Source organism: Pseudomonas sp., assembly GCF_035512415.1.
GTDB lineage: Bacteria > Pseudomonadota > Gammaproteobacteria > Pseudomonadales > Pseudomonadaceae > Aquipseudomonas.
Genome location: NZ_DATKDZ010000038.1, coordinates 328,456 through 354,189, shown reverse-complemented (window position 1 = coordinate 354,189; position 25,734 = coordinate 328,456). Strand labels below are relative to the sequence as shown.

The 25,734-nt window shown below is 63.3% G+C and carries 21 protein-coding genes and 3 tRNA genes; 13 read left to right on the top strand and 11 right to left on the bottom strand.

The features are described from left to right. Positions 1–24: 24 nt before the first annotated feature. The 6 genes from VMP31_RS18845 to fdhA all read left to right on the top strand — a co-directional run bounded on the left by VMP31_RS18845 (position 25) and on the right by fdhA (position 8,012). A complete protein-coding gene (locus tag VMP31_RS18845) occupies positions 25–1,275 on the top strand; it encodes a sarcosine oxidase subunit beta family protein (RefSeq protein ID WP_325509232.1) in 1,251 nt (416 codons plus the stop codon). A gap of 195 nt (positions 1,276–1,470) precedes the next feature. Beyond that, on the top strand, positions 1,471–1,797 hold the full coding sequence (locus VMP31_RS18840) for a sarcosine oxidase subunit delta (RefSeq protein WP_325509231.1): 327 nt from the start codon (positions 1,471–1,473) through the stop codon (positions 1,795–1,797). After that, positions 1,794–4,811, top strand: coding sequence for a sarcosine oxidase subunit alpha (locus VMP31_RS18835; protein WP_325509230.1), 3,018 nt, complete (start codon positions 1,794–1,796; stop codon positions 4,809–4,811). Before VMP31_RS18840 ends, VMP31_RS18835 begins: the two co-directional genes overlap by 4 nt. After that, positions 4,804–5,445, top strand: a complete 642-nt coding sequence (locus VMP31_RS18830) for a sarcosine oxidase subunit gamma (RefSeq protein ID WP_325509229.1) — start codon at positions 4,804–4,806, stop codon at positions 5,443–5,445. The genes VMP31_RS18835 and VMP31_RS18830 overlap by 8 nt, the downstream gene beginning before the upstream one ends. Positions 5,446–5,582: 137 nt before the next feature. Then, the gene (purU, locus tag VMP31_RS18825) at positions 5,583–6,446 is read left to right on the top strand and encodes a formyltetrahydrofolate deformylase (RefSeq protein WP_325509228.1); all 864 of its coding nucleotides are present in this window, start codon (positions 5,583–5,585) and stop codon (positions 6,444–6,446) included. A gap of 366 nt (positions 6,447–6,812) precedes the next feature. Further along, a complete protein-coding gene (gene fdhA, locus VMP31_RS18820; protein WP_325509227.1) occupies positions 6,813–8,012 on the top strand; it encodes a formaldehyde dehydrogenase, glutathione-independent in 1,200 nt (399 codons plus the stop codon). Positions 8,013–8,101: 89 nt separating this feature from the next. Here the strand turns inward: fdhA and VMP31_RS18815 are convergent, their stop codons facing one another. Next, positions 8,102–8,995 (bottom strand): acyltransferase, encoded by an 894-nt coding sequence (locus VMP31_RS18815; protein WP_325509226.1) that lies wholly within the window; start codon positions 8,993–8,995, stop codon positions 8,102–8,104. A gap of 234 nt (positions 8,996–9,229) precedes the next feature. On the opposite strand from VMP31_RS18815, the gene VMP31_RS18810 reads away from it, so the two are divergent. The 3 genes from VMP31_RS18810 (at position 9,230) to creC (ending at position 13,648) form a co-directional block, all read left to right on the top strand. Beyond that, positions 9,230–11,260: a methyl-accepting chemotaxis protein gene (locus VMP31_RS18810; protein WP_325509225.1), complete on the top strand. Its 2,031-nt coding sequence runs from the start codon at positions 9,230–9,232 to the stop codon at positions 11,258–11,260. Positions 11,261–11,537: 277 nt separating this feature from the next. Then, positions 11,538–12,224: a two-component system response regulator CreB gene (creB, locus tag VMP31_RS18805; protein ID WP_325509224.1), complete on the top strand. Its 687-nt coding sequence runs from the start codon at positions 11,538–11,540 to the stop codon at positions 12,222–12,224. Next, entirely contained in the window at positions 12,224–13,648 is a 1,425-nt protein-coding gene (gene creC, locus VMP31_RS18800; RefSeq protein WP_325509223.1) for a two-component system sensor histidine kinase CreC, read from the top strand. Before creB ends, creC begins: the two co-directional genes overlap by 1 nt. On the opposite strand, the gene VMP31_RS18795 is transcribed toward creC, so the two are convergent. From VMP31_RS18795 to VMP31_RS18770, 6 genes are all read right to left on the bottom strand, one after another. Beyond that, entirely contained in the window at positions 13,645–14,097 is a 453-nt protein-coding gene (locus VMP31_RS18795; protein WP_325509222.1) for a GNAT family N-acetyltransferase, read from the bottom strand. The genes creC and VMP31_RS18795 overlap by 4 nt on opposite strands. Before the next feature lie 178 nt (positions 14,098–14,275). Then, positions 14,276–15,601 carry a 30S ribosomal protein S12 methylthiotransferase RimO gene (gene rimO, locus VMP31_RS18790; RefSeq protein ID WP_325509221.1) on the bottom strand — a complete coding sequence of 442 codons (1,326 nt, stop codon included), beginning with the start codon at positions 15,599–15,601 and terminating at the stop codon, positions 14,276–14,278. A gap of 296 nt (positions 15,602–15,897) precedes the next feature. Continuing rightward, positions 15,898–16,446: a cytochrome b gene (locus VMP31_RS18785; protein ID WP_325509220.1), complete on the bottom strand. Its 549-nt coding sequence runs from the start codon at positions 16,444–16,446 to the stop codon at positions 15,898–15,900. A 151-nt stretch (positions 16,447–16,597) separates the two neighbouring features. Continuing rightward, positions 16,598–16,674: transfer RNA gene (locus VMP31_RS18780), tRNA-Met, on the bottom strand. A 124-nt stretch (positions 16,675–16,798) separates the two neighbouring features. Then, positions 16,799–16,875, bottom strand: a tRNA-Met gene (locus VMP31_RS18775). 121 nt (positions 16,876–16,996) lie between these two features. Beyond that, positions 16,997–17,073 (bottom strand) — tRNA-Met (locus VMP31_RS18770). Between the two features lie 239 nt (positions 17,074–17,312). On the opposite strand from VMP31_RS18770, the gene VMP31_RS18765 reads away from it, so the two are divergent. Both VMP31_RS18765 and dinB read left to right on the top strand, forming a co-directional pair. Further along, on the top strand, positions 17,313–17,528 hold the full coding sequence (locus VMP31_RS18765; protein ID WP_325509219.1) for a zinc ribbon domain-containing protein: 216 nt from the start codon (positions 17,313–17,315) through the stop codon (positions 17,526–17,528). 16 nt (positions 17,529–17,544) lie between these two features. Then, a complete protein-coding gene (gene dinB, locus VMP31_RS18760; protein ID WP_325509218.1) occupies positions 17,545–18,606 on the top strand; it encodes a DNA polymerase IV in 1,062 nt (353 codons plus the stop codon). Positions 18,607–18,672: 66 nt separating this feature from the next. Here dinB and VMP31_RS18755 read toward each other — a convergent pair whose 3' ends face one another. From VMP31_RS18755 to VMP31_RS18740, 4 genes are read right to left on the bottom strand one after another with little or no spacing between them, the layout of a single operon-like run. Next, the gene (locus VMP31_RS18755) at positions 18,673–19,077 is read right to left on the bottom strand and encodes an META domain-containing protein (RefSeq protein ID WP_325509217.1); all 405 of its coding nucleotides are present in this window, start codon (positions 19,075–19,077) and stop codon (positions 18,673–18,675) included. After that, complete coding sequence (locus tag VMP31_RS18750) at positions 19,074–19,514, bottom strand: hypothetical protein (RefSeq protein WP_325509216.1); 441 nt, start codon at positions 19,512–19,514, stop codon at positions 19,074–19,076. Before VMP31_RS18750 ends, VMP31_RS18755 begins: the two co-directional genes overlap by 4 nt. A gap of 27 nt (positions 19,515–19,541) precedes the next feature. Beyond that, positions 19,542–20,537, bottom strand: a complete 996-nt coding sequence (locus VMP31_RS18745; protein WP_325509215.1) for a 2-hydroxyacid dehydrogenase — start codon at positions 20,535–20,537, stop codon at positions 19,542–19,544. Between the two features lie 21 nt (positions 20,538–20,558). Further along, on the bottom strand, positions 20,559–23,309 hold the full coding sequence (locus VMP31_RS18740; RefSeq protein ID WP_325509214.1) for a response regulator: 2,751 nt from the start codon (positions 23,307–23,309) through the stop codon (positions 20,559–20,561). Between the two features lie 150 nt (positions 23,310–23,459). Here VMP31_RS18740 and cysM point away from each other — a divergent pair, with 150 nt between their 5' ends. After that, positions 23,460–24,371, top strand: coding sequence for a cysteine synthase CysM (gene cysM / locus VMP31_RS18735; protein ID WP_325509213.1), 912 nt, complete (start codon positions 23,460–23,462; stop codon positions 24,369–24,371). Further along, a complete protein-coding gene (rlmD, locus tag VMP31_RS18730) occupies positions 24,371–25,723 on the top strand; it encodes a 23S rRNA (uracil(1939)-C(5))-methyltransferase RlmD (RefSeq protein ID WP_325509212.1) in 1,353 nt (450 codons plus the stop codon). Before cysM ends, rlmD begins: the two co-directional genes overlap by 1 nt. The last annotated feature ends 11 nt before the right edge of the window (positions 25,724–25,734 follow it).

Genomic DNA, 25,734 nt, shown 5'->3' with positions numbered 1-25,734 from the left:
GCTTTCCGTTTCAGGAGCACCTTTATGCAACGTTATTCCGGCTTCGGCCTAATCAAGCACGCGTTCAGCCACCACGAAAACTGGCAACGGATGTGGCGCAACCCGACGCCCAAGCCGGTGTACGACGTGATCATCGTCGGCGGCGGCGGCCACGGTCTGGCCACGGCCTATTACCTGGCCAAGGAATTCGGCGTGAAGAACGTCGCGGTGGTGGAGAAGGGCTGGCTGGGCGGTGGTAACACCGCGCGCAACACCACTATCGTGCGCTCCAACTACCTGTGGGACGAGTCGGCGCGCATCTACGAGCACGCCATGAAGCTGTGGGAAGGCCTGTCCCAGGACCTCAACTACAACGTCATGTACTCGGCCCGCGGCGTGTTCAACCTCGGTCACACCCTGCAGGACATGCGCGATATCGAGCGTCGGGTCAGTGCCAACCGTCTTAACGGTATTGACGGCGAAGTGCTTAACGCCAAGCAGGTCGAGGAACTGATTCCCTATCTGGATTGCAGCAAGAACACCCGCTACTCGGTGCTCGGTGCCTCCCTGCAGCGCCGCGGCGGCGTGGCTCGTCACGATGCGGTGGCCTGGGGCTACGCCCGCGCCGCCGATGCCTTGGGTGTCGACCTGATCCAGCAGACCGAAGTGATCGGCTTCCGCAAGGAAAACGGCGCGGTCATCGGCGTGGAAACCAACCGCGGCTTTATCGGTGGCAAGCGCGTCGGCGTGGTCACCGCCGGTAACTCCGGGCATATGGCCAAGCTCGCCGGCTTTCGCCTGCCGTTGGAGTCCCACCCGTTGCAGGCGCTGGTGTCCGAGCCGATCAAGCCGATTATCGACAGCGTCATCATGTCCAACCAGGTGCATGGCTATATCAGCCAGTCGGACAAGGGCGACCTGGTCATCGGTGCCGGCATTGACGGCTACAACGGTTACGGCCAGCGCGGCTCCTACCCGACCATCGAACACACCCTGCAGGCCATCGTCGAGATGTTCCCGGTGCTCTCGCGGGTACGCATGAACCGCCAGTGGGGCGGCATCGTCGACACGAGCCCGGACGCCTGCCCGATCATCGCCAAGACCCCGGTGAAGAACCTGTTCTTCAACTGCGGTTGGGGTACCGGCGGCTTCAAGGCCACCCCAGGTTCGGGCCACGTATTCGCCGCCAGCCTGGCCAAGGGCGAGATGCACCCGCTGGCCCAGCCGTTCTCCATTGAGCGCTTCCATACCGGCGCGCTGATCGACGAGCACGGCGCGGCCGGGGTTGCGCACTAAAAGGTCGCGCGTAGCGCGACGGCTGATGCCCCTCTCCCTCCGGGAGAGGGTGCCCGCAGGGCGGGTGAGGGTTGTGCGGCTGACCGCGGACCCTCTCCTATAAATTGATCGTCTGGTGAGGCCAACCCCTCACCCCAGCCCTCTCCCGGCTCTCTAATAAAGAGGCAGGGAGAGGGGGCTTAGGAGGTACCGACCATGCTGCATATTTTCTGCCCTCACTGTGGCGAGTTGCGTTCCGAAGAGGAGTTCCACGCCAAGGGCCAGGCGCATATCCCGCGCCCCCTGGAGCCGAACGCCTGCACCGACGAGGAGTGGGGCGACTACCTGTTCTTCCGCGACAACCCGCGCGGCCTGCACCACGAGCTGTGGATCCATGCCAGCGGCTGCCGCAAATACTTCAACGCCACCCGTCACACGGTGACCTACGAAATTCTCGAAACCTACAAGATCGGCGAACGGCCCAGCATCACTGAAGCCAGCCTCGCCGCGAAGAAGGCCGTCGACCAAGGAGTAACGGCATGAGCCAGGTCAATCGTCTTGCCCAGGGTGGCCGCATCGACCGCAGCCAGCCACTCAGTTTCAGTTTCAACGGCCAGAGCTACCAGGGCTTTGTCGGCGACACCCTGGCCGCTGCCTTGCTGGCCAACGGCGTCGACATAGTCGGGCGCAGCTTTAAGTACTCGCGGCCCCGCGGCATAGTCGCCGCCGGCAGTGAGGAGCCCAATGCCGTGCTGCAGATCGGCAGCACCGAAGCCGCGCAGATCCCCAACGTGCGCGCCACCCAGCAGGCGCTGTACGCAGGTCTGGTGGCTAACAGCACCAACGGTTGGCCGAGTGTGAACAACGATGTGATGGGTATCCTCGGCAAGGTCGGCGGCAAGGCGATGCCGCCGGGCTTCTACTACAAAACCTTTATGTACCCGCAGAACCTCTGGCTGACCTACGAGAAGTACATTCGTAAGGCCGCAGGTCTCGGCCGTGCGCCGAAAGCCAATGACCCGGACAGCTACGACTATATGAACCAGCACTGCGACGTGCTGGTGGTCGGTGGCGGCGCCGCCGGTCTGGCCGCAGCCTTAGCCGCCGCGCGCAGCGGCGCACGAGTGATACTGGCCGATGAGCAGGAAGAGTTCGGCGGCAGCCTGCTCAGCACCCGCGAAACCCTCGACGGCAAACCCGCCGCCGACTGGACCGCCCAGGCGTTGGCCGAGCTGAGCAAAATGCCGGAAGTGATCCTGTTGCCGCGCGCCACGGTAAACGGCTACCACGACCACAACTTCCTCACCATTCACCAGCGCCTGACCGACCACCTCGGCGAGATCGCGCCTTTAGGTATGGTCCGTCAGCGTATGCACCGCGTACGCGCCAAGCGTGTGGTGCTGGCTACCGGTGCCCACGAGCGGCCGCTGGTGTACGCCAATAACGACGTGCCGGGCAATATGCTCGCCGATGCGGTGTCCACCTATGTGCGCCGCTACGGCGTGGCACCGGGCCAGCAGCTGGTGCTGTCGACCAACAACGATTACGCCTACCGCGTGGTGCTCGACTGGCTCGATGCCGGCTTGCAAGTGGTGGCCGTCGCCGATGCGCGCAGCAACCCCCGCGGCAGCTGGGTGGAAGAAGCGCGCAAGCGCGGCGTGCGCATTCTCACCGGCAGCGCCGTGGTCGAAGCCCGCGGCAGCAAGCGCGTAACGGGCGCGCGGATCTGCGCCATCGACCTGAAAGGCCACAAAGTCAGCAGCCCTGGCGAGCTGCTCGACTGCGACCTGATTGTCAGCTCCGGCGGCTACAGCCCGGTGGTGCACCTGGCTTCGCACCTGGGCGGTCGGCCGACCTGGCGTGAAGACATCCTCGCCTTCGTGCCTGGCGAAGGTTTCCAGAAGCGCCTGTGCGCCGGTGCGGTGAACGGCGTGTTTGCCCTTGGCGATGTGCTTGCCGATGGTTTCGAAGCCGGTGCCAGCGCCGCCGCCGAAGCTGGTTTCAAGGCTATCAGCGGCAGCCTGCCGCTGGTCGAAACGCGCTTCGAAGAACCGGCCGTGGCGCTGTTTCAGGTGCCCCACGACAAGTCCACGGCGCGCGCGCCCAAGCAGTTCGTTGACCTGCAGAACGATGTGACCGCCGCCGGTATCGAGCAGGCCACCCGTGAAGGCTTCGAGTCGGTGGAGCACGTCAAACGCTACACCGCCCTGGGCTTCGGCACCGATCAGGGCAAGCTGGGCAATATCAACGGCCTGGCCATCGCCGCCCGTTCCTTAGGCATCAGCATTCCGGAAATGGGCACCACCATGTTCCGCCCGAACTACACCCCGGTGACCTTCGGCGCTGTCGCCGGTCGGCATTGCGGCGCGCTGTTCGAGGCCAAACGCTACACCGCCATGCAGAGCTGGCACCTGCGCAACGGTGCCGAGTTCGAGGACGTCGGCCAGTGGAAGCGTCCCTGGTATTTCCCGAAAAACGGTGAAGACCTGCATGCCGCCGTGGCCCGCGAATGTCTGGCCGTGCGTAACGCCGTCGGCATCCTCGACGCCTCGACCCTGGGCAAGATCGATATCCAGGGCCCGGATGCGCGCGAGTTTCTCAACCGTGTGTACACCAACGCCTGGACCAAACTGGACGTGGGCAAGGCCCGCTACGGCCTGATGTGCAAGGAAGACGGCATGGTCTTCGACGACGGTGTAACCGCCTGTCTGGCTGACAACCACTTTCTGATGACCACCACCACCGGCGGTGCCGCCCGGGTGCTGGAATGGCTGGAGATCTATCACCAGACCGAATGGCCGGAGCTCAAGGTGTACTTCACCTCGGTCACCGACCACTGGGCCACCATGACCCTGTCCGGCCCCAACAGCCGCAAGCTGCTGGCGGAAGTCACCGATATCGATCTGGATAAAGACGCTTTCCCTTTTATGACCTGGCAGGAAGTCAAGGTCGGCGGCGTACCGGCGCGGGTGTTCCGCATCTCCTTTACCGGTGAGCTGAGCTACGAGGTCAACGTGCAGGCCGACTACGCCCTGGGCGTGTGGGAAAAAATCATCGAGGCGGGCAAGAAACATGGCCTGACCCCCTACGGCACCGAGACCATGCACGTGCTGCGCGCCGAGAAGGGTTTTATCATCGTCGGTCAGGACACCGACGGCTCGGTAACCCCGGACGACCTGGGCATGGGCTGGTGCGTCGGTCGCACCAAGCCATTCTCCTGGATCGGCTGGCGCGGCATGAATCGCGAGGATTGTGTGCGCGAAGAACGTAAGCAGCTGGTCGGGCTCAAACCGCTGGACCCGAGCAAGGTGCTGCCCGAAGGCGCGCAACTGGTATTCGATCCCAAGCAGGCCATCCCCATGGACATGGTCGGCCATGTCACCTCCAGCTACGCCAGCGCGACGCTGAACCATTCCATCGCCATGGCCCTGGTCAAGGGCGGCCTCAAGCGCATCGGCGAGCGTGTATTCGCGCCGCTGGTGGACGGCAGCCTGGTGGAAGCGGAAATCGTCAGCCCGGTGTTCTACGACCCTAAAGGGGACCGCCAGAATGTCTAACGTCAACGTCTACAAACAACGCCCGGACGCCGCCCATGGCGAGTCGCCGCTGTTCCACGCCGGCCTCGACGAGCTGGTACGCAAGGGGCCTCTACATAAGAGCAGCACGGCAGGTATCACCCTGCGCGAGAAGAAGCTGCTCGGCCATCTGGTGCTGCGCGGCGACGCGAAAGACTCGGCCTTTGCCGGCGGTGTGCACCAGGCCACTGGCCTCGAACTGCCGGTGGCCCTGACCCTGGTGGCCAACGAGCACAGTTCGCTGCAATGGCTGGCCCCCGATGAGTGGCTGCTGATCGTGCCAGGCGGCACTGAATACGAAGTCGAGCAGAAGCTGCGCGCCGCCCTGGACGGCCAGCATATTTCGATTGTCAACGTCAGCGGCGGGCAGACCCTAGTGGAACTGTCCGGGCCCAAGGTGCGCGAACTGCTGATGAAATCCAGCAGCTACGACGTGCACCCGAGCAACTTCCCGGTGGGCAAGGCGGTCGGCACCGTATTCGCCAAGTCGCAACTTGTGATCCGCCACACCGGCGAGGAAACCTGGGAACTGCTGGTACGGCGCAGCTTCGCCGACTACATCTGGCTGTGGCTGCAGGACGCCAGCGCTGAGTATGGCCTGGTTATCAAGGCCTGAGTTGTAGGGTGGACGACGCTTTTTTCGTCCACCGGAGGCCCGCAAAGGTGGATGGATGAAGCGCCAGCTACGCGCCCCGATCCACCCTACGCCCGGCCCTCTCCCGATGGAGAGGGAATCAACATCGGAGCACGCTTATGAGCCGCACCCCCGATACCTGGATTCTTACCGCCCACTGCCCGAGCGTGCTCGGCACTGTGGATGCGGTAACCCGCTTTCTCTTCGAGCAGCGCTGCTACGTCACCGAGCACCACAGCTTCGATGACCGCCTGTCCTCGCGCTTCTTTATCCGCGTGGAATTCCGCCAGCCGGACGACTTCGACGAGCAGGCCTTTCGCGCCGGTCTCGACCAGCGCCTGACCGCCTTCGGCATGCAAGTCGAACTGACCCCGCCGGGCTACCGGGCCAAGGTGGTATTGATGGTCAGCAAAGCCGACCACTGCCTCAACGACTTGCTCTATCGCCAGCGTATCGGCCACCTGGCCATGGACGTGGTGGCGGTGGTGTCCAACCACCCGGATCTGGAACCGTTGGCGCGCTGGCACGATATTCCCTATTACCACTTCCCCCTCGATCCCAACGATAAGCCGGCGCAGGAGCGCCAGGTGCTGCAGGTCATCGAGCAGAGCGGGGCGGAGCTGGTGGTGCTCGCCCGCTATATGCAGGTGCTGTCGCCTGAGCTGTGCCGCAAGCTCGATGGCTGGGCGATCAATATCCACCACTCGCTGCTGCCCGGTTTCAAGGGTGCCAAGCCCTATCACCAGGCCTATGAGAAGGGCGTCAAGCTGGTCGGAGCCACCGCCCACTACATCAACAACGACCTCGACGAGGGGCCGATCATCGCCCAGGGCGTGGAGTCGGTGGACCACGCCCACTACCCCGAAGACCTGATCGCCAAGGGCCGCGATATCGAATGCCAGACCCTGGCCAAGGCCATCGCCTACCACCTGGAACGGCGTGTATTCCTTAACGCCAGCCGCACCGTGGTGCTGCATGCATAAAGCCGTAGGGTGCACAGATTTCCCCGGATTGCATCCGGGCTACGGGTCGCCACGGTCGATTTGTAGGATGGGTTGAGCAAAGCGATACCCATCAGCTCGCCCGGCGGCAAATTCGGTGCGAACAGCGACCACTATCGGGCCGCAGCGTCATTCGCAGCAGGGGCCGGTCGTTAGGATAAGGCGGGCGCGAACTCATTCTTCGCTAGACGAATTTCCCGGATTGCAGCCGGGCTACGGCTGGATCACCGACTGCCAAACCCTCGGTCCCAGCCGGCAACAGACACAAGCTCCAGTGCAAAACCGCGCGGTCATTGGTCGCGCCATGGCTCTACAACAAGAGTCCCACAACAAGAAAGGAGAACACCTATGTCTGGTAATCGTGGCGTCGTCTATCTCGGCGCTGGCAAGGTCGAAGTGCAGAAAATCGACTATCCGAAAATGCAGGACCCGCGCGGCAAGAAGATCGAGCACGGGGTCATTCTCAAGGTGGTATCCACCAATATCTGCGGCTCCGACCAGCATATGGTGCGCGGCCGCACCACGGCGCAAACCGGCCTGGTACTGGGCCACGAGATCACCGGCGAGGTGATCGAGAAGGGCCGCGACGTGGAGAACCTGAAGATAGGCGATCTGGTTTCGGTGCCGTTCAACGTTGCCTGCGGCCGTTGCCGCAGCTGCAAAGAGCAACACACTGGCGTCTGCCTGTCGGTTAACCCGGCCCGCGCCGGCGGCGCTTACGGCTACGTCGATATGGGCGACTGGACCGGTGGCCAGGCTGAGTACGCCATGGTGCCCTACGCCGACTTCAACCTGTTGAAGCTGCCGGATCGCGACAAGGCCATGGAGAAGATCCGCGACTTGACCTGCCTGTCCGACATCCTGCCCACCGGCTATCACGGCGCGGTCACCGCCGGCGTCGGCCCTGGCAGCAGCGTGTATATCGCCGGTGCCGGCCCGGTCGGTCTGGCCGCTGCCGCCTCGGCGCGTCTGCTTGGCGCGGCGGTGGTGATTGTCGGCGACGTCAACCCGGTGCGTCTGGCCCATGCCAAGGCCCAGGGCTTCGAGATCGCTGACCTGTCTAAGGACACCCCATTGCACGAACAGATCGCTGCGCTACTGGGTGAGCCTGAAGTCGATTGCGCGGTGGATGCGGTGGGCTTTGAAGCTCGCGGCCATGGTCACTCTGGTGCCCAGCACGAGGCTCCGGCCACCGTGCTTAACTCGCTGATGGGCGTGGTGCGGGTAGCTGGCAAGATCGGCATTCCCGGCCTCTACGTCACCGAAGACCCGGGCGCGGTGGACGCGGCGGCGAAGATCGGTGCCCTAAGCATCCGCTTCGGCCTCGGTTGGGCCAAATCCCACAGCTTCCACACCGGCCAGACCCCTGTGATGAAGTACAACCGCGCGCTGATGCAGGCGATCATGTGGGACCGCATCAACATTGCCGAAGTGGTCGGCGTGCAGGTCATCAGCCTGGAAGACGCGCCGCGCGGTTATGGCGAGTTCGATGCCGGCGTGCCGAAGAAATTCGTTATCGACCCGCACAAGATGTTTAGCGCGGCATAAACCAGGTTTATCAATCATCCGTAGGGCGGACATGCCGAAGGTTTGTCCGCCATGATGCCTATGGTGGACAAGGCTGCGCCATGTCCACCCTACGCCTCAATCTCTGCCCGAATCTGCGCTATCCGCGCATCCTTGTCTTCCCACAGCTTCGTCACCCAGCCCTGCACAAACTCACGAAAGAGCGGGTCGTTCTCGTAGTCACCCTGCCACAGCGCTGGGTCGAGTTCGTGGGTCTGAATATCGACTATGACCTTGGGCACCTGGCCGCTGATCAACTCCCAGAAGCCGGGAATCCGCTCGCTCGGATACACCACAGTGACATCCAGCACCTTGTCCAGCTCCTCGCCCAAAGTGGCGAGGACAAAGGCCACACCGCCGGCCTTGGGCTTGAGCAGGTAGCGGTAGGGCGAGCCTTGGGCGGCGTGCTTGGCCGGGGTGAAGCGGGTGCCTTCCAGGTAGTTGACCACGGTCACCGGCAGGTCCTTGAACTTGGCGCAGGCGCGCTTGGTGATCTCCAGGTCCTGGCCCTTGAGCTCGGGATGCTTGGCCAGAAAGGCCTTGGAATAACGGCGCATAAAGGGGTAGTCCAGGGCCCAGAACGCCAGACCAAGCAGGGGCACCCAAAGCAGCTGCTGTTTGAGGAAGAACTTGAAGTAGGGCGTCTTGCGGTTGAACGCCTGGATCAGCGCGGGAATGTCCACCCAGCTCTGGTGGTTGCTGATCACCAGATAAGAGGTGCTCTGGCGCAGCTCGGCGTTGCCGCGGATATCCCAGCGGGTTGGCAGCAGTGTGGCGAAGATCAGCTTGTTCAGCTCGGCCCAGCTTTCCGCCACCCACATCACCCCTCGCGAGCTGGCGGTTTTCAACGCCTTGCCGGGCAGTACGAACTTGCCCAGGGCAATCAGCAGCAAGGGGCCGATCAGCAGCAGGGTGTTGAGCAGCAACAGCAGAGTCACGCTGGTGGCGGTCAGCAGGCGGCGCATGGCAATTCCTTGTGGGGCGCGAAGGCCTCGATCATAAGCAGTGCCAGCGATGCTTCCAAGCCATTGCCCTGTAAGCTTGCCGTCAGGCTCCTGCTTCAGACGGCCCCGCGCGATCTTTTAACTATGCTCAAGGCAACTGCCTGTTAGTTGACGTTTAACGCGGGCGCGTTTCTTGCTTAATCAGCTGCTTTAGCGCATCCACCTAGAAGGTGCGTTACACAGGGTGAGGTAGTTATGACTGGAGTACTCAAACCGGGGGTGCGGCTGCTGGAGCGGTTCAGCTTCGCGCGCAAGTTTCAGCTGATATTTGTTTTGTTTGCCCTGCCACTTGGGTTTTCGCTGTGGGTGATCAGCAGCAGTTATCTGGAGCGCTTGCGCGCCATCGACCACGAGCTGCAGGGCATGCAGGCCTTGCAGGCCATGGCCGACGTGCAGCAGGCGCTGATCGAGCAACGCACCTTGCTGGCGCGCTGGAAGGGCACCGATAGCCAGGCCCAGGCGCTGATGCAGCAGCGGGCCGGCAATCTCGATCAGGCGTTGCAGGCGCTGGCCGCGCCGCTGCAGGCCGAGCTGGTCAGCGAGCAGGCCAGGCAGCATTTTCAGGGGCTGGAGGCTGGGCGTAGCGCATTGAGTGTCGACGCTCTGGGCAAGTTGGCCCTACCCGATGCCCTGGAACGTTACCAAAAGACCCTGTTGGGCCTGCTGGCGTTGCGCGAGCAGGTGGCCACCGACAGCGGCCTGATTCTCGATCCGCAACTCGACACCTACCTGATGATGGAGCAACTGACCTATACCTTGCCGCGTCTGCTCGAACAGTTGGGCAGCTTTGCCAGCCAGGGCCATGGCGCGGTGGTGTCGCAGCATTTCACCCTGCAGAGCCGGGTACTGATTCGCGACCTGCGGCGCAATCTTGACGAGTCGCGCAGCCAGCTGCTCAAGGCCCAGACCACCCTGGGCCTGGAAGCCCCCGATGCCATGCGCCAATTGCAGGAACCCTATACCGAAGCCCTGCAAGGCTATGAAAGCTTTCTCGCCGGGATCGACCGCGACATGTTCGAGGCCAGCCCCATGGCCCTGACGCCGGAGCAGTTCGTGCAGCGCATCGAGTTGCTGCAGGGGCAACTTATCGCCCTGCAGCAGGCGCTTTATCAGCAGTTCGGGGTGAGCCTGGGGGATTACCGCAGCGCGGCGCTGGTCATGATGAGCGAGGTGATCGGTGTATTCAGCGTGCTGACCCTGCTGGCGCTCTATGTGCTGTTTTGTCTCAACGCTTCGATTCGCCGCAGCACCGCCGGCATCATCCAGGCCGCCGAAGGCCTGCGTGACGGCGACTTGCGGGTGCGCATGCAGGTCCACGGCGCGGATGACCTGGCCAGCATCGCCCAGGCCCTGAATGCTGCCGTCAGCCAGTTGCGCGACTCCATGCGCGGGGTCAACCAGCAGAGTCAGCAATTCGGCGGCACGGTCGACATGCTCAACGGCGAAGCGCAGAGCGCCCTGCAGTCGGTCGAGCAGCAGCAGGCGCAGATGAGCCAGATTGCCGCCGCCGCCACGCAAATGGCGGCCACCGCGCAAAGCGTCGCGCAAAGCTGCGAACAGGCCGCAGTGGAGGCCGGGCAAACTCGCGAAATCGCCAATCAGAGCAACCAGCGCAGCGCCCGCACCAGTGAAAGCATGCGTCAGCTCAGCCGTCGCCTGGGCGATAGCGCGACCACCCTGCAGCAACTGCGCGAGCAGACCGAGCAGATCACCCGGGTGGTGGATGTGATCAAGGGCATTGCCGAGCAGACCAACCTGCTGGCGCTCAACGCCGCCATTGAGGCCGCTCGTGCCGGCGAGCAGGGCCGTGGCTTTGCCGTGGTTGCCGACGAGGTACGTTCGCTGTCCCAGCGCACGCAGAACTCCACGGCGGAAATCGCCGAAACGGTGGCCAGCCTGCACCGGGTGGTCGGCCAGTCCGTGACCCTGATGGAGGAGGCGGTACACCAGGCCGAGGGCGATGTTGGCAGCGTGCTGGCCATGGGCGAAGACCTAGGGGCGATCGTCGAATCGGTGCAGCTGGTCAGCGACCGTCTGGCGCAGATCGCCACCGCCGCCGAGCAGCAGGCGGCCACCGCCGATGAAGTCAGCGGCAATATCCAACAGGTCGACCAGGCCGCCAGCGCCCTGCTCGAAGGGGCCCAGGCGGTCAGCGACGCTGCCGAGCAGTTGCGTCAGGGGAGCCAGGCGCTAGAGCAGAACACCGCGCGCTTCAAGCTCGACTGAGGCCCGTAGGAGCGGACTTGTCCGCGATGCGGTTGCCACTCGGCATCGCTCGCGGGCATGGGCTAGATCGTAGGATGGGTGATAACCCATCAATTGCACGATGGGTTATCACCCATCCTACGGCCTGCAGTTCCGTAGCCCGGAGGTAATCCGGGGCGATGCATCCGCCGCCATTCGCGGATTGCATCCGAGCTACAGCGGGGGTGGGGAGTGAGGCTTGACGCTGGCCGCGGCCTGCCGCAGGCTCCTCGCCGAGTTGCCCACGAGCAGGACGCCCATGCCGCATATTCTGATTGTCGAAGACGAAGCCGCCATTGCCGACACCCTGATCTTCGCCCTACATGGCGAGGGTTTTACCAGCACCTGGCTGACCCTTGGGCAGGAGGCCCTGGCCCTGCAGGCGCGCGCCCCGGCCGATCTGCTGATTCTCGATGTCGGCCTGCCGGATATCAGCGGCTTCGAGGTGTGCAAGCGGCTGCGGCGCGTTTCCGAGGTGCCGGTGATCTTTCTTACCGCCCGCAGCGAGGAAATCGACCGGGTGGTGGGCCTGGAAATCGGTGCCGACGATTACGTGGTCAAGCCCTTTAGCCCGCGTGAAGTGGCGGCGCGGGTCAAGGCCATCCTCAAGCGTATGGCCCCGCGTGAAGTGCCGGCTGCAAGCCCGGACAGCGGGCCATTTCAGCTGGATATCGAGCGTGTGCAGATCCACTACCACGGCCAATTGCTGAGCCTGACCCGCCATGAGTTTCGGTTGCTGCAACAGCTGCTGGCTCAGCCCGAGCGGGTGTTTTCCCGCGAGCAGTTGCTCGACGGCCTGGGGGTGGCCGCCGATGTTGGCTACGAGCGCACCATCGACAGCCATATCAAGAGCCTGCGGGCCAAGCTGCGCCTGGTGATGGCCACCACCGAGCCGATCCAGACGCACCGTGGCCTCGGTTACAGCTATTCGCCGAGGCACGCCTGATGCCCTTGGGGATTCGCATCTTTCTGGTGTATTTCCTGTTTGTCGGCCTGGCCGGCTGGTTTGTGCTGAGCACGGTGATGGACGAGATCCGCCCCGGGGTGCGCCAGAGCACCGAGGAAACCCTGGTCGACACCGCCAACTTGCTGGCGGAGATTCTCCGTGATGAGGTCAAGGCCGGTCGTCTGCAACAGAGCCGCCTGCCCGAACTGCTCAAGGCCTATGGTCAGCGTCAGCCGCGGGCACAGATCTGGGGCCTGGAGAAAAACCGGGTCAACCACCGTATCTATGTCACCGACGCCCAGGGCATCGTCCTCCTCGACTCCACGGGGGCGGCGGTGGGCCAGGACTACTCGCGCTGGAACGACGTGTACCTGACCCTGCGCGGCGAGTACGGCGCGCGCTCGACCAAGGAGGACCCGAACGACGAGGACTCTTCGGTGATGTATGTGGCCGCGCCGATCATGGATGACACGCGGATTATCGGCGTGGTCTCGGTGGCCAAGCCCAACCGCAGCCTGCAGCCCTATATCGAGCGTTCCGAGCAGCGCCTGGCCTGGCTCGGCGGCGGCCTGATCGTGCTCGGTCTGCTGATCGGCGCGCTGCTGTCCTGGTGGCTCAGCGCCGCGCTGCGCAAGCTGACTCGCTATGCCCAGGCGGTCAGTGCTGGGGAGCGCGCCGAACTGCCGAGCCTGCGCGGCGGCGAGCTGGCGCAATTGGCCGAAGCGGTCGAACGCATGCGCACCGAGCTGGAAGGCAAGGCCTATGTCGAGCGCTATGTGCACACCCTGACCCACGAACTGAAAAGCCCCCTGGCGGCGATTCGCGGAGCGGCGGAACTGCTCGACGGCGAAATGCCCGGCGAACAGCGCCAGCGTTTTGTGGCCAATATCGAGCAGGAAAGCGCGCGCATGCAGCAGCTGATCGAGCGCCTGCTGCACCTGGCCCAGGTCGAGCAGCGCCAGGGCCTGGAAGAGCAGGTGGCGGTGCCGCTGCAGGCGCTGGTCGACTCCCTGCTGCAGGCGCAGATGGCACGTATCGAAGCGGCGGGGCTGCAGATTGAAAACCATATTGGCGCTGATTTGAGCGCACGTGGTGAAGCCTTTCTGCTACGTCAGGCCCTGGCCAATCTGCTGGATAACGCCCTGGATTTCACCCCGCCAGGTGGGCTGATTCGCTTTGATGCTGAGATCCGTGCTGAGCAGATAGAGCTGCGCTTGTTTAACCAGGCCGAGCCGATTCCCGATTACGCCCTGGCGCGCCTGTGCGAGCGTTTCTACTCCCTGCCGCGCCCCGGCAGCGGGCGCAAAAGCACCGGCCTGGGCTTGAACTTTGTCGCGGAAGTGATGCAGCTGCACGGCGGCGTATTGCAGATCGACAATATTGCCGGTGGCGTACAGGTGCGCCTGCTGCTGCCTCGCGCCTAAAGCAGGGCAGGCGGTCTGGCAATAAATGCCTGCTTTTCGAATCGATCAAACCCGGCGTCCTGATAGAACTGCCAGGTGGCGGGGTCTTTGCTGCTGGTGCTTAGCATCACCTTGTAGCAGCCCTGGGACCAGGCGAATGCCAGGGTATGGGCCAGCAGGGCCTGGCCATAGCCGCGTTTGCGGTATTCGGCCTGGGTGACCACGTTTTCAATCAGGCCGTAGGGTCTGCAACCATGGGTAAGGTTTGCCACCAGGCTGATGCAGCAGCTGGCGCGCAGAGCCGCGTCCTGATACAGGCCGAAGTAGCGATAGCTCGGGTTAGCTGTAATCGATTGCCATACGGCTTCAACCTGGCTGCGTGGCGGCAGTGCTTCATCGGTTGGGTGCAGGTGCTGATAGAGGGCCAGCAATGCATCCAGCTCATCGGGCGCGATGCAGCGTATTTCCATGGGGGACGTCCTTGTATGGGGCGAGCTGACGCTGCGGCCTGCTAGGGGGCGGGCGGAATAAGCATTATGCTGCCGGCCCATGCAGCGTGGGCTGGCACCGTCGTATCCGGCCATGGGGCTTATTAGCCGGATAGAACAGCGGCGCATTCCCCTCGTCAGGACGACGAGGGGCGGCGGTTTAGATCAGATCGGCCCACAGGTCGTATTCGTCGGCATCGACGATGCGTACCCGCACCTTGTCGCCGGGCTTGACCGCGGTGCTGGCGATAAACACGCTGCCGTCGATTTCCGGGGCGTCGGCGTAGCAGCGGGCGACTGCGCCCTGATCGTCGACTTCGTCGATCAGTACGTCCATTTCCTTGCCGACTTTCAGCTGCAGGCGGGCGGTACTGATGGCTTGCTGATGGGCCATAAAGCGGTCCCAGCGGTCCTGCTTGACGTCGTCCGGCACCACGTCCAGATCCAGGTCATTGGCTGGCGCGCCTTCCACCGGGCTGTATTGGAAGCAGCCGACGCGGTCGAGCTGGGCTTCGGTCAGCCAGTTGAGCAGGTACTGGAAGTCTTCTTCGGTTTCGCCGGGGAAGCCGACGATAAAGGTCGAGCGGATGGTCAGTTCCGGGCAGATCTCGCGCCAGTTTTTGATCCGCGCCAGGGTCTTGTCTTCGAAGGCCGGGCGCTTCATGGCCTTGAGTACTTTCGGGCTGGCGTGCTGGAAGGGGATGTCGAGGTACGGCAGGATCTTGCCGGCGGCCATCAGCGGGATCAGCTCGTCGACGTGCGGGTAGGGGTAGACGTAGTGCAGACGCACCCAGACGCCCAAGGTCGAGAGCGCCTGGCAGAGTTCGGTCATGCGGGTTTTCACCGGCTGGCCGTTCCAGAAGTCGGTCTTGTACTTCATATCGACGCCGTAGGCGCTGGTGTCCTGGCTGATCACCAGCAGCTCCTTGACCCCGGCCTTGACCAGGCGCTCGGCTTCGCTGAGCACTTCGCCGACCGGGCGGCTGACCAGCTTGCCGCGCATCGAGGGGATGATGCAGAAGCTGCAGCTGTGGTTGCAGCCTTCGGAAATCTTCAAATAGGCGTAGTGGCGCGGAGTCAGCTTGATGCCCTGGGGTGGCACCAGATCGATCAGCGGGTTGTGCTCCTTGTTCGGCGGCACCACTTCATGCACGGCGTTGAGCACCTGCTCGTACTGCTGCGGGCCGGTTACCGACAGCACGCTGGGGTGCACCTTGCGGATCGCACCTTCTTCCACGCCCATGCAGCCGGTGACGATAACCTTGCCGTTCTCGGCCAGGGCTTCGCCGATCACTTCCAGGGACTCGGCCTTGGCACTGTCGATAAAGCCGCAGGTATTGACCACCACCACGTCGGCGTCCTGATAGGTCGACACCACTTCATAACCTTCCATGCGCAACTGGGTCAGGATACGTTCGGAATCGACTAGGGCCTTGGGGCAACCGAGGCTGACGAAGCCGACTTTCGGCGTGGCGGGGGTGGACATGGAGGTAACCTCGGGCGCGTACGGATGGATGCTGGGCGCTGGCTGCGCCTCTGATCAAAAAGTGCGCAATTCTAGCGGCGGATTGCCGGATTGGCCAGCACTTGCGGGGGGCTGTGAAAAGACGCTCGCCTGCTGCGAGCGCCTCCAGGCGTGCTATTACCACGCGCTATCCGTATCCGTAGGCTGTCACACGCCGCAGGCCGTGCAGCGGGGGACATCGGCGGGCACAAAGTCTGTCGACTGTCGTCACGCCCTGGTCCTGCGCCGAACGCCCGCGGCGGTTGACTGACCAACGGTCAGCCCCGGTGCGGCAGCATGCGCTGCAAGGTGTTGTCGCGGCTTATAAAGTGATGGAACAGGCCGGCGACTGCGTGCAGGCCGATCAGCCAGTAGCCAGCGACCCCGGTCCATTCGTGCCATTCCTTTATAGTCTCGGCAAGCTTGGGCGTCTTTTCGACCAGTGCCGGCAGTTCGAGGCCAAAGAAGGGGATGGGCTTGCCGGCCGCGCTGAGGAGCAACCATCCGGCCAGTGGCGCACCGATCATCAGGGCGTAGAGCGCCAGGTGCATGATCTGCGCGGGCAGGTTTTGCCAGGCGGGCAGGGCGGGCTTGATCTTCGGTGTCGGGGCAACGAAGCGCGCCAGTAGACGCAGCCAGACCAGCGCGAATACCGCCATGCCGAGCATAAAGTGCCACTGCTTAAGCAGCTCGCGGATGTCGCTGCCTTTGGGGAAGTTGCCTTTGAGTTCGATACAGGCATACACGCCTGCGATCAGCACCAGCATCAGCCAGTGCAGGGTGATCGATAGACTGCCATAACGCGTGTCGGTGTTTTTCCAGGACATGGTGATGCGGCTCCGCTGCTGTTTGGTTTAAACAGCGCAAGCATAGGCACCTGAAACTTAAGCTTTGCTGAGCGCAAATGATGTTCGCGCCTGGAAACCAGAAGGGCGGAAAACAAAAAGGCCACTCGATTGAGTGGCCTTTCTGAGTATCTGGTTGCGGGAGCCGGATTTGAACCGACGACCTTCGGGTTATGAGCCCGACGAGCTACCAGACTGCTCCATCCCGCGCCGGCCATTCTATATAGAATTCGATAGCTGTCAACAAAATAGTTGTTTTTAATCAATCGCTTAAGTTTTGCAGGAGGGCTAAAGCAAAAAAGGCCACTCGATTGAGTGGCCTTTTCTGAGTATCTGGTTGCGGGAGCCGGATTTGAACCGACGACCTTCGGGTTATGAGCCCGACGAGCTACCAGACTGCTCCATCCCGCGCCGGCCATTCTATACAGAAATGCTCTTCTGTCAATCGATTGTTGCTTTTTAATCAATAACTTAAATGATTAGGGCGCAGAAACAGAAAAGGCCACTCGATTGAGTGGCCTTTCTGGGTATCTGGTTGCGGGAGCCGGATTTGAACCGACGACCTTCGGGTTATGAGCCCGACGAGCTACCAGACTGCTCCATCCCGCGGTCGCCATTGTAGCGGCAAAAAACAGGCTGTCAACCTGACGGGCGAGCAAAGTGTTTTTTATTCAGATGCTTAGCTGCGAACCAGTGTAAAAATGCAGGCCAAGTGAGCGGTGCTTATCGCCTGGGACCGCTCGCCTGCGCGGGCTGGCGACTTTAAACTGCCTTGCAGCCCATATTCGGCATAGCCCCTGTGAGTGTTGTTGGGCTAGAGTCCCGAGCCATTTTTCTGGAGCAAGCCCATGAGTCGTGAATGCAAAGCCTGTGGCGCACAGGTAACCGATGAGGCAACAACCTGCCCGAGCTGCGGCGCTGCCCTGGCGGCGAAGATGAAACTGTTGCCGTTGGCGGCCTTTATGTTGATCGTCATTCTGATCATCCAGTCTTATATCACTAAGGACGAGGCCAGCTCCGTCACCGTAGAACCTGCCGCACCGGCCAGCTCGGCCGAGCAGTAGGGCACGCCTGCGGACCATGACAAGCCGGAAGATCATCCATGTCGATTGCGACTGCTTCTATGCCGCCATCGAGATGCGTGACGATCCCGCCCTGGCGGGCAAGCCGCTGGCGGTGGGCGGTTCGGCGGACAGGCGTGGGGTGATTGCCACCTGCAACTATGAGGCGCGCGCCTATGGTGTGCGTTCGGCCATGGCGTCCGGGCAGGCCCTGAAGCTGTGCCCGGATCTGTTGATCGTCAAGCCGCGGATGGATGCCTACAAGGCGGTATCGCGCGAGATTCAGGCGATCTTTCGCGAGTACACCGAGCTGATCGAGCCGTTGTCGCTGGATGAGGCCTACCTGGATGTAACGGGCAGCCCGCATTTTGCCGGCAGCGCCACGCGCATCGCCCAGGATATCCGCCGGCGGGTGTCCCAGGATCTGCATATCACCGTCTCGGCCGGGGTGGCCCCGAACAAGTTTCTGGCGAAGATCGCCAGCGACTGGAAAAAGCCCAACGGCCTGTTTGTGATCACCCCGGAGCAGATCGAGGATTTTGTCGCCGCCTTGCCCGTCAGCAAGCTGCATGGCGTTGGCAAGGTCACCGCGGACAAGCTCGCGCGCCTGGGGATTCGCACCTGCAGCGACCTGCGTGAGTGGAACAAGCTGGCCCTGGTCAGGGAGTTCGGCAGTTTTGGCGAGCGCTTGTGGGGTTTGGCGCGGGGCATCGACGAGCGTGCGGTGCAGACCGACAGTCGCCGGCAGACCGTCAGCGTGGAAAATACCTACGACAAGGATCTGGCGGATCTGCCCGCGTGCCTCGAGCAGTTGCCACAGCTACTCGCCGAACTGGACCGACGCATGGCGCGGCTGGATCAGAGTTATCGGCCGGACAAGCCCTTTGTCAAAATCAAGTTCCACGATTTCAGTCAGACCACCCTGGAACAGGCCGGGGCCCGGCGCGATCTGCACAGTTACCAGTTGCTGATAAGTGCGGCCTTTGCCCGGGGCAACAAGCCGGTGCGGCTGCTCGGGGTGGGGGTGCGCCTGCATGATTTGCGTGGCCGCCATGAGCAGCTGGAATTGTTTGCGCCGTAGGGTGGACATGCCGCAGGCTTGTCCACCTTGAGGCTGTGGCGCTTCTTCTCTACGTATTGACGGGGCTTAGTTGTCTTCCGGCCACAGCCGGATCGGCTTGCCTTCGGTCGGCCATAGCTGCAGCTGGCCGATATCGTTGAAGTCCCAGCGCTTGACCTTGCTCAGGCTGTCGAGAAAACGCGCTTCCTGCTCCATCAGCGCCTCTGCGCACATCTTGCGGGTGCTGCCGGCGGCGCTGAAGCTGAGCTTGTCACCATCGAGCTGGTAACCGGCGAACCAGTGGTTGCAGCCGGCGTTGCCATAGGCGCGGCCATCGTCGCCCAGGGTGATGGTCAGGTGGCTGCGATCAATCAGCGGGCGTTCGCCGATCCATTCCACCTTATAGCTGTGTTCGGTTTCCAGCTGCGGCGCTGTGGCGGCGCAGCCGAGCAGGCCGGCGGCCAACAGGCCGGTGGCGAGTACGCGTTTCATGCAACCTCCTTGTCGATGCATTGCGGGCACAGGTGCCGGTTGTTCTGTTTGCGCCAGCCGAGTTCAGTGATGCGCGCTTCGGCGGCCGGAGCCTGGGCCTTCTTGCCGAGGGCCGCATCCACGGCGAATTCGAAATCCAGTTGCGCCTGGCAGCTGTCGCATTTGACCTGCCAGTTGAAGATTGCCAACTCGCCGAAGACCGGGCCGGTGGCCACCGCCACCCACTGGCCGCGGGGGTTGATCAGGTGGCGGACCTTGTCGGCCTGCAAGCGCATGGACAGCTCGCGGCTGCCCTTGAGGGTCACCAGCAGAACGTCGCCGCTCTGGATCGAGCCGCCGTTGCCGGTGACCTGATAGCGACCGGGTGCCAGTGCGCGGCATTCGATCAGGGTGTGTTCAGGGTTGAGCAGGTTGTAGCGAAAGTCGTGTTCGGCCATGGGTCCTCCAAATGGGCGCAAATGCTATCACGCGACAGGACGCACCTGATTGATCGGCGTGCCCGCCAGCCAGGCGGCGATATTGTCGCGGGTGGTGGCGGCTATCGCGGCCAGGGCTTCGTGGGTCAGAAAGGCCTGGTGCGCGGTGATCAGTACATTGGGGAAACTCAGCAGCCGTGCCAGCACATCGTCCTGCAGCGGCTGGTCGGAACGGTCCTCGAAGAACAGCTCGGCTTCCTCTTCATAGACATCCAGGCCCAGGTAGCCCAACTGGCCGCTTTTCAGCGCGCCGATCAGCGCCGGGGTGTCGATCAGCGCGCCGCGCCCGGTGTTGATCAGCATCGCCCCGGGTTTCATCTGCTGCAGACGCTGGGCATTGATCAGGTGGTGAGTGGCGGCGTTGAGCGGGCAGTGCAGGCTGATGATGTCGCTGCGCTCGATCAGCTCGTCGAGTTCGACCTGGCGTGCGCCGAGGTCTGCCAGGTTGGCGACGGGGTAGGGGTCGTTGATCAGCAACTGGCAGCCGAAGCCGGCCATGATCCGCGCGAAGGTCAGGCCGATCTGCCCGGCACCGATGATGCCGACGTTCTTGCCGTGCAGGTCGAAGCCGGTCAGGCCGTGCAGCGAGAAGTCGCCCTCGCGGGTGCGGTTGAAGGCGCGGTGGGTGCGGCGGTTGAGGGTCAGAATCAGGGCTAGGGCATGTTCGGCCACGGCGTGGGGCGAGTAGGCCGGCACCCTGACGACGCTGAGGCCGAGCTGCTCGGCGACCGCCAGGTCGATATGGTTGTAGCCGGCCGAGCGCAGGGCGATCAGGCGTGTGCCGCCGGCGGCCAGACGCCTGAGCACCGGAGCGCTGAGGTCGTCATTGATAAAGGCGCAGACCACCTCGCAGCCCTTGGCCAGGTCGACACTGGCCAGGTTGAGGCGCGCTTCCTGGAAGCTCGTCTGCCAGGCGTCGGGCAAGTTGGCGGCCAGAAAGCTCTGCTGGTCGTAGCTTTTGCTGCTGAACACAATCATGCGCATGGCGGTTTCCGGGGCGATGGGTCAGGCGCTGACGCTGGCTTCACTGGCCAGGCGCTCAATGGCGGCGTCGAGTTCGTCGAGGGCCTGATTGGCTGCCGGATCATTCTGTTTCAGCAGGGTTTCGCTGCGCTGGCAGGCGGCGCGCAATTGCGGCACGCCACAGTAGCGGGTGGCCCCGTGCAGGCGATGCACGCGTTCGATCAGCGCACTGCGCTCGCCGGCCTGGCGCGCCTGGCGAATGGCCTGGCGGTCCGTCGGCAAGCCGGCCAGCAGCATGTTCAGCATATCGGCGGCCAGATCAGGTTTGCCGGCGGCCAGGCGCAGGCCCTCGGCGGCATCTAGGACGCTGAGGTCGTAGCGCGGGCCGCTTTCGCTAGGCTGTTCGACGGCCTGATTGCGCAGCGCCAGGCCGGTCCACTTGAGCACCACCTGGGCCAGCTGGCGTTCGCTGATGGGTTTGGTCAGGTAGTCGTCCAGGCCGCTTTGCAGCAGGGCGCGTTTCTCGTTGGCCAGGGCATGGGCGGTGAGGGCAACGATGGGCACGGGGTTCTGGCCGCGTTCGCTTTCCACCTGGCGAATCGCTTCGGTGGCCTGGCGACCGTCCATGCCGGGCATTTGCACATCCATAAAGATCAGGTCGAACACCTGCTGCTTGGCTTTCTCCAGAGCCTCGTAGCCGCTGCTGGCGGTGCTGACGGTTGCGCCCATGTCTTCCAGTAGGGTGTGCACCAACAGCAGGTTGGCCGGGTTGTCGTCGACGCAGAGGATCAGTGGCGGACGGCTGGAGGTGCTGTTCTGCGGTTCGCTGCGGGTATGCCGGGGGCTGACCAGCTCCGCCAGGGCGCGCTGCAGCTTGCGCGTGCAGGCCGGTTTGGCCTGCAGCTGGCTGTAGGCGTTGGGCAGCAGGCTGTGGTATAGCGCCTGTTCGGTGGTGGGGCAGAGCACCAGGGCCTTGCAGTCGACGCGGTCCAGGTCCCAGATGTACTGGCCGAGCCGTTCCGGCGGCAAGGCCTGGGTGCTGACGCCAAGTACCGCAAGTTCGATCGGTTGCCCGTCGTGGCGCGCGGCGATGACGGCGGCGCACAGGCTGTCGAGGCTGTCGAAGGCGCTGACCAACAGGCCGCAATCTTCCAGCTGGTGCTGCAGGGCCTGGCGGGCCAGTTCGTGGCTTTCCAGCAGCGCGGCGCGGCGACCCAGCAGCGGCGCGCGCGGCAGGTCTTCGGCATCGTCGCGGGCCTTGGGCAGGCTCAGGCTGATCCAGAATTCCGAGCCTTCGTCGGGGGTGCTGTCGACGCCGATCTCGCCGCCCATCTGTTCGATCAGGCGCTTGGAAATCACCAGGCCCAACCCGGTGCCGCCGGCCTGGCGCGATAGCGAGTTGTCGGCCTGGCTAAAGGCCTGGAACAGTTCGCCCAGATCCTCGTCGGACAGGCCGATGCCGGTGTCCTGCACGCTGATGCGCAGCTGCGCGCGGTCGGGGGTTTCGTCCTCGAGCATGGCGCGCAGGATGATGCTGCCTTCGCGGGTGAACTTGATGGCGTTGCTGACCAGGTTGGTCAGCACCTGCTTGAGGCGTAGCGGATCGCCAATCAGCGACAGCGGGGTGTCGCGGTAGACTAGGCTGAGCAGTTCCAGCTGCTTTTCGTGGGCAGCGGGGGCGAGGATGGTCAGGGTGTCCTGGAGCAGGTCGCGCAGGTTGAAGGGGATATTTTCCAGCACCAGTTTGCCGGCTTCGATCTTCGAGAAGTCGAGGATCTCGTTGATGATCGCCAGCAGGTTGTCGGCGGATTTCTCGATGGTGCCCAGGTAATCCTGCTGGCGCGGGGTCAGCTCGCTTTTCTGCAGCAGGTTGGTAAAGCCGAGGATGCCGTTGAGCGGGGTGCGAATCTCGTGGCTCATATTGGCCAGGAACTCGGACTTGATCCGGCTGGCCTCCAGGGCCTCCTTGCGCGCCAGATCCAGCTCGATGTTCTGGATTTCGATGGTTTCCAGGTTCTGCCGTACGTCCTCGGTGGCCTGGTCGACGCTCTGCTGCAACTCGTCCTGGGCGTTCTGCAGGGACTCGGCCATGCGGTTGATGCCCGAAGCGAGTTCGTCCAGCTCATGGCTGCCGAGCGGCGGCAGGCGGGTTTCCAGATGGCCGTCCTTGAGCTGGGCAACACTCTGTTTGATCTGCCGCAGAGGGTCGTTGATGGTGCGGCTCATGCGCACCGCCAGCAGGGCGGTAACCGCCAGGCCGGTGGCAATCAGCAGCAGGCTGGCCAGCAGGCTGCGGTAACCGCTGAGTAGGGTGCTGTGGTGCGACAGCTCAAGCTCGACCCAGCCCAGCAGGTTGTTGCCGTTTTCGCCGACGGCTTTGCCGGTCAGGCTCAAGTGCTGTTCGAATACCGGCAAGAGAAAGCGCGTGGCGTCCTGGCTGCTGTGCTGCGCGGCAAGCAGGCTTTCGCCGCTGGGCACGCTGTTGAGCATGCGTGGGCCGGCATGGGCCAAGGTCGTGCGTTCGCTGGCGAGAAAGCTCACGGCGCGCACGTCCGGTTGCTCCAGCGCCTGGGTGGCGATGCGCAGCAGCAGGATACTGTCGCCGGCTTGCAGGGCGGGGGCGGCCAGGGGCGCGAGCTGTTCGGTGATCATCTGCCCGCGCTGCAGCAACTGGGCCTGCAGGGCGGAGAGCTGCACCCAGGTGAAATAGCCGCCCAGCACCAGTGCCAGCAGGCTGGTGGGCAGCAGGGTGAGCATAAGCACACGGCCTTTGATGCCTAGATCCTTTAACACGCGCTGCCTCCTGTATTGATCTTGTGCAGTTTAGCGGCTGCACCTGTTCTTATGGCAAATGCTGTTGCCCATATCGGCTCTGTTATATGGCCGAGCGAGGTTTGCCGTTATCATGACGGCCTTCTTTGCTTCTGGATCATCTCGTTCGCCATGAGCCTGCATTACCCAACCATCGCCGATTGCATCGGCAACACCCCGCTGGTGCGTTTGCAGCGTCTGCCGGGTAACACCAGCAACACCTTGCTGCTGAAGCTGGAAGGCAATAACCCGGCGGGTTCGGTAAAGGACCGCCCGGCGTTGTCGATGATCACCCGCGCCGAGCAGCGCGGCGACATCCAGCCCGGTGATGTGTTGATCGAGGCCACCAGCGGCAACACCGGCATCGCCCTGGCCATGGCCGCGGCGATCAAGGGTTACCGCATGGTGCTGATCATGCCGGACAACTCCACCGCCGAACGCAAGGCGGCGATGACCGCCTACGGCGCGCAGCTGATTCTGGTCGGCGGCATGGAAGAGGCCCGCGACCTGGCCCTGCAGATGCAGGCTGACGGCAAAGGCAAGGTGCTCGATCAGTTTGCCAACGGCGACAACCCGATTGCCCACTACACCAGCACCGCTCCGGAAATCTGGCAGCAGACGGGCGGGCAGATCACTCATTTCATCAGCTCCATGGGCACCACCGGCACCATCATGGGCGTGTCGCGGTTCTTGAAAGAACAGAATCCCGAGGTGCAGATCGTCGGTCTGCAGCCGATGGAAGGCGCGGCGATTCCCGGTATTCGCCGTTGGCCGCAGGAGTACCTGCCGAAGATCTATCAGGCCGAGCGGGTCGATCGCATCATCGATATGGGCCAGCAGGAAGCCGAAGACGTGATGCGCCGCCTGGCCCGTGAAGAAGGCATCTTCTGCGGGGTGTCCTCCGGCGGTTCGGTGGCGGCGATGCTGCGCCTGTCGCAGGAAGTCGAGAACGCGGTGATGGTGGCGATCATCTGTGACCGTGGCGACCGTTACCTGTCCAGTGGCGTTTACGACGCACCGAGCACTGATGGCAAAAGCAACTGATGGCCAAGAAAGACGGCGGTCTGCGCTTTCAACCCAGCGGTGGTTCCCGTGCGCCGCAGGTGCCGGTGGGCAAGAAGCAGAAGCTCACTATCGAGCGCCTGGCCAACGATGGCCGTGGCATCGGTTTCAGCGAAGGGCGTACCTGGTTTGTCAGCGGCGCACTGGCCGGTGAGCAGATCGAAGCGCGGGTGCTGGGTGCCCATGGCAAGGTGGTCGAGGCACGGGTCGAGCGGATTTTGGCGGCCAGCGCCGAACGCCGCAGCGAGGCCTGCGTGCATGCCAAGGTTTGCGGTGGTTGCAGCCTGCAGCATATGCCCCATGCCGATCAGCTCGCCCTGAAACAGCGCATGCTTGCCGAGCAGCTCAGCCGCTTGGCCAACCTTGAGCCGCAGGAATGGGCCGCACCGCTGGTCGGTCCGGAACTGGGCTACCGCCGCCGCGCGCGCATTGCCGTGCGCTGGGACAACAAGGCCAAGCGCCTGGACGTTGGTTTTCGCGCGGCAGCCAGTCAGGACATCATCGCCATCAGCGATTGCCCGGTGCTGGTACAACCCTTGCAGCCGATCCTGCGCGCGTTACCGCTGGTGTTGCGTGAGTTGGATAAACCCCAAGCCATTGGTCATGTCGAGTTGTTCAGCGGCAGCTCCAGTGCTGTGCTGATAAGGCATACCGCTGCATTGAGTGAGGCGGACTTGGCCCGTTTGCAGGCGTTCTGCACTGAGCAGGATGCCCAGCTGTGGTTGCACGGCACTGCCGAGCCGCAGCCGGTTGATCCGGCGCAGCAGCTGAGTTATCGCCTGGATGCTTTTGATCTCGACCTGGCTTACCGGCCTGGCGATTTTGTCCAGGTCAACCAGCCGGTGAATGACGCCATGGTTGCCCAGGCCCTGGAATGGCTCGCGCCGCAGGCCGATGAACGGGTGCTGGATCTGTTCTGCGGCCTCGGTAATTTCGCTTTGCCGCTGGCCCAGCGGGTGCGGGAATTGGTGGCGGTGGAGGGCGTGCAGACCATGGTTGAACGCGCCGCCGAGAATGCCGCCAGCAACGGCCTAAGTAATGCGCACTTTTACCAGGCCGATCTGTCCAACCCGCTGGTCGAGGCTGGCTGGGCCCAGGGCGGTTTTGCCGCCGTGCTGCTGGACCCGCCGCGCGATGGCGCGTTGCAGGCGGTCAAGCAAATGACGCTGTTGGGCGTCAAACGGGTGCTGTATGTGTCGTGCAACCCGACGACCCTGGCTCGCGATAGCGCCGAGTTGCTGGCGCAGGGGTATCGGCTGGAACGCGCCGGTATCCTCGATATGTTTCCACAAACCGCGCACGTCGAAGCGATGGCGCTGTTTGTCCGGCAGTAGATTGAACGCGC

Coding starts and splice junctions, on each gene's coding strand:
- VMP31_RS18845 (WP_325509232.1), top strand. CDS start 25: ATGCAACGTTATTCCGGCTTCGGCCTAATCAAGCACGCGTTCAGCCAC.
- VMP31_RS18840 (WP_325509231.1), top strand. CDS start 1,471: ATGCTGCATATTTTCTGCCCTCACTGTGGCGAGTTGCGTTCCGAAGAG.
- VMP31_RS18835 (WP_325509230.1), top strand. CDS start 1,794: ATGAGCCAGGTCAATCGTCTTGCCCAGGGTGGCCGCATCGACCGCAGC.
- VMP31_RS18830 (WP_325509229.1), top strand. CDS start 4,804: ATGTCTAACGTCAACGTCTACAAACAACGCCCGGACGCCGCCCATGGC.
- purU (WP_325509228.1), top strand. CDS start 5,583: ATGAGCCGCACCCCCGATACCTGGATTCTTACCGCCCACTGCCCGAGC.
- fdhA (WP_325509227.1), top strand. CDS start 6,813: ATGTCTGGTAATCGTGGCGTCGTCTATCTCGGCGCTGGCAAGGTCGAA.
- VMP31_RS18815 (WP_325509226.1), bottom strand. CDS start 8,995: ATGCGCCGCCTGCTGACCGCCACCAGCGTGACTCTGCTGTTGCTGCTC.
- VMP31_RS18810 (WP_325509225.1), top strand. CDS start 9,230: ATGACTGGAGTACTCAAACCGGGGGTGCGGCTGCTGGAGCGGTTCAGC.
- creB (WP_325509224.1), top strand. CDS start 11,538: ATGCCGCATATTCTGATTGTCGAAGACGAAGCCGCCATTGCCGACACC.
- creC (WP_325509223.1), top strand. CDS start 12,224: ATGCCCTTGGGGATTCGCATCTTTCTGGTGTATTTCCTGTTTGTCGGC.
- VMP31_RS18795 (WP_325509222.1), bottom strand. CDS start 14,097: ATGGAAATACGCTGCATCGCGCCCGATGAGCTGGATGCATTGCTGGCC.
- rimO (WP_325509221.1), bottom strand. CDS start 15,601: ATGTCCACCCCCGCCACGCCGAAAGTCGGCTTCGTCAGCCTCGGTTGC.
- VMP31_RS18785 (WP_325509220.1), bottom strand. CDS start 16,446: ATGTCCTGGAAAAACACCGACACGCGTTATGGCAGTCTATCGATCACC.
- VMP31_RS18765 (WP_325509219.1), top strand. CDS start 17,313: ATGAGTCGTGAATGCAAAGCCTGTGGCGCACAGGTAACCGATGAGGCA.
- dinB (WP_325509218.1), top strand. CDS start 17,545: ATGACAAGCCGGAAGATCATCCATGTCGATTGCGACTGCTTCTATGCC.
- VMP31_RS18755 (WP_325509217.1), bottom strand. CDS start 19,077: ATGAAACGCGTACTCGCCACCGGCCTGTTGGCCGCCGGCCTGCTCGGC.
- VMP31_RS18750 (WP_325509216.1), bottom strand. CDS start 19,514: ATGGCCGAACACGACTTTCGCTACAACCTGCTCAACCCTGAACACACC.
- VMP31_RS18745 (WP_325509215.1), bottom strand. CDS start 20,537: ATGCGCATGATTGTGTTCAGCAGCAAAAGCTACGACCAGCAGAGCTTT.
- cysM (WP_325509213.1), top strand. CDS start 23,460: ATGAGCCTGCATTACCCAACCATCGCCGATTGCATCGGCAACACCCCG.
- rlmD (WP_325509212.1), top strand. CDS start 24,371: ATGGCCAAGAAAGACGGCGGTCTGCGCTTTCAACCCAGCGGTGGTTCC.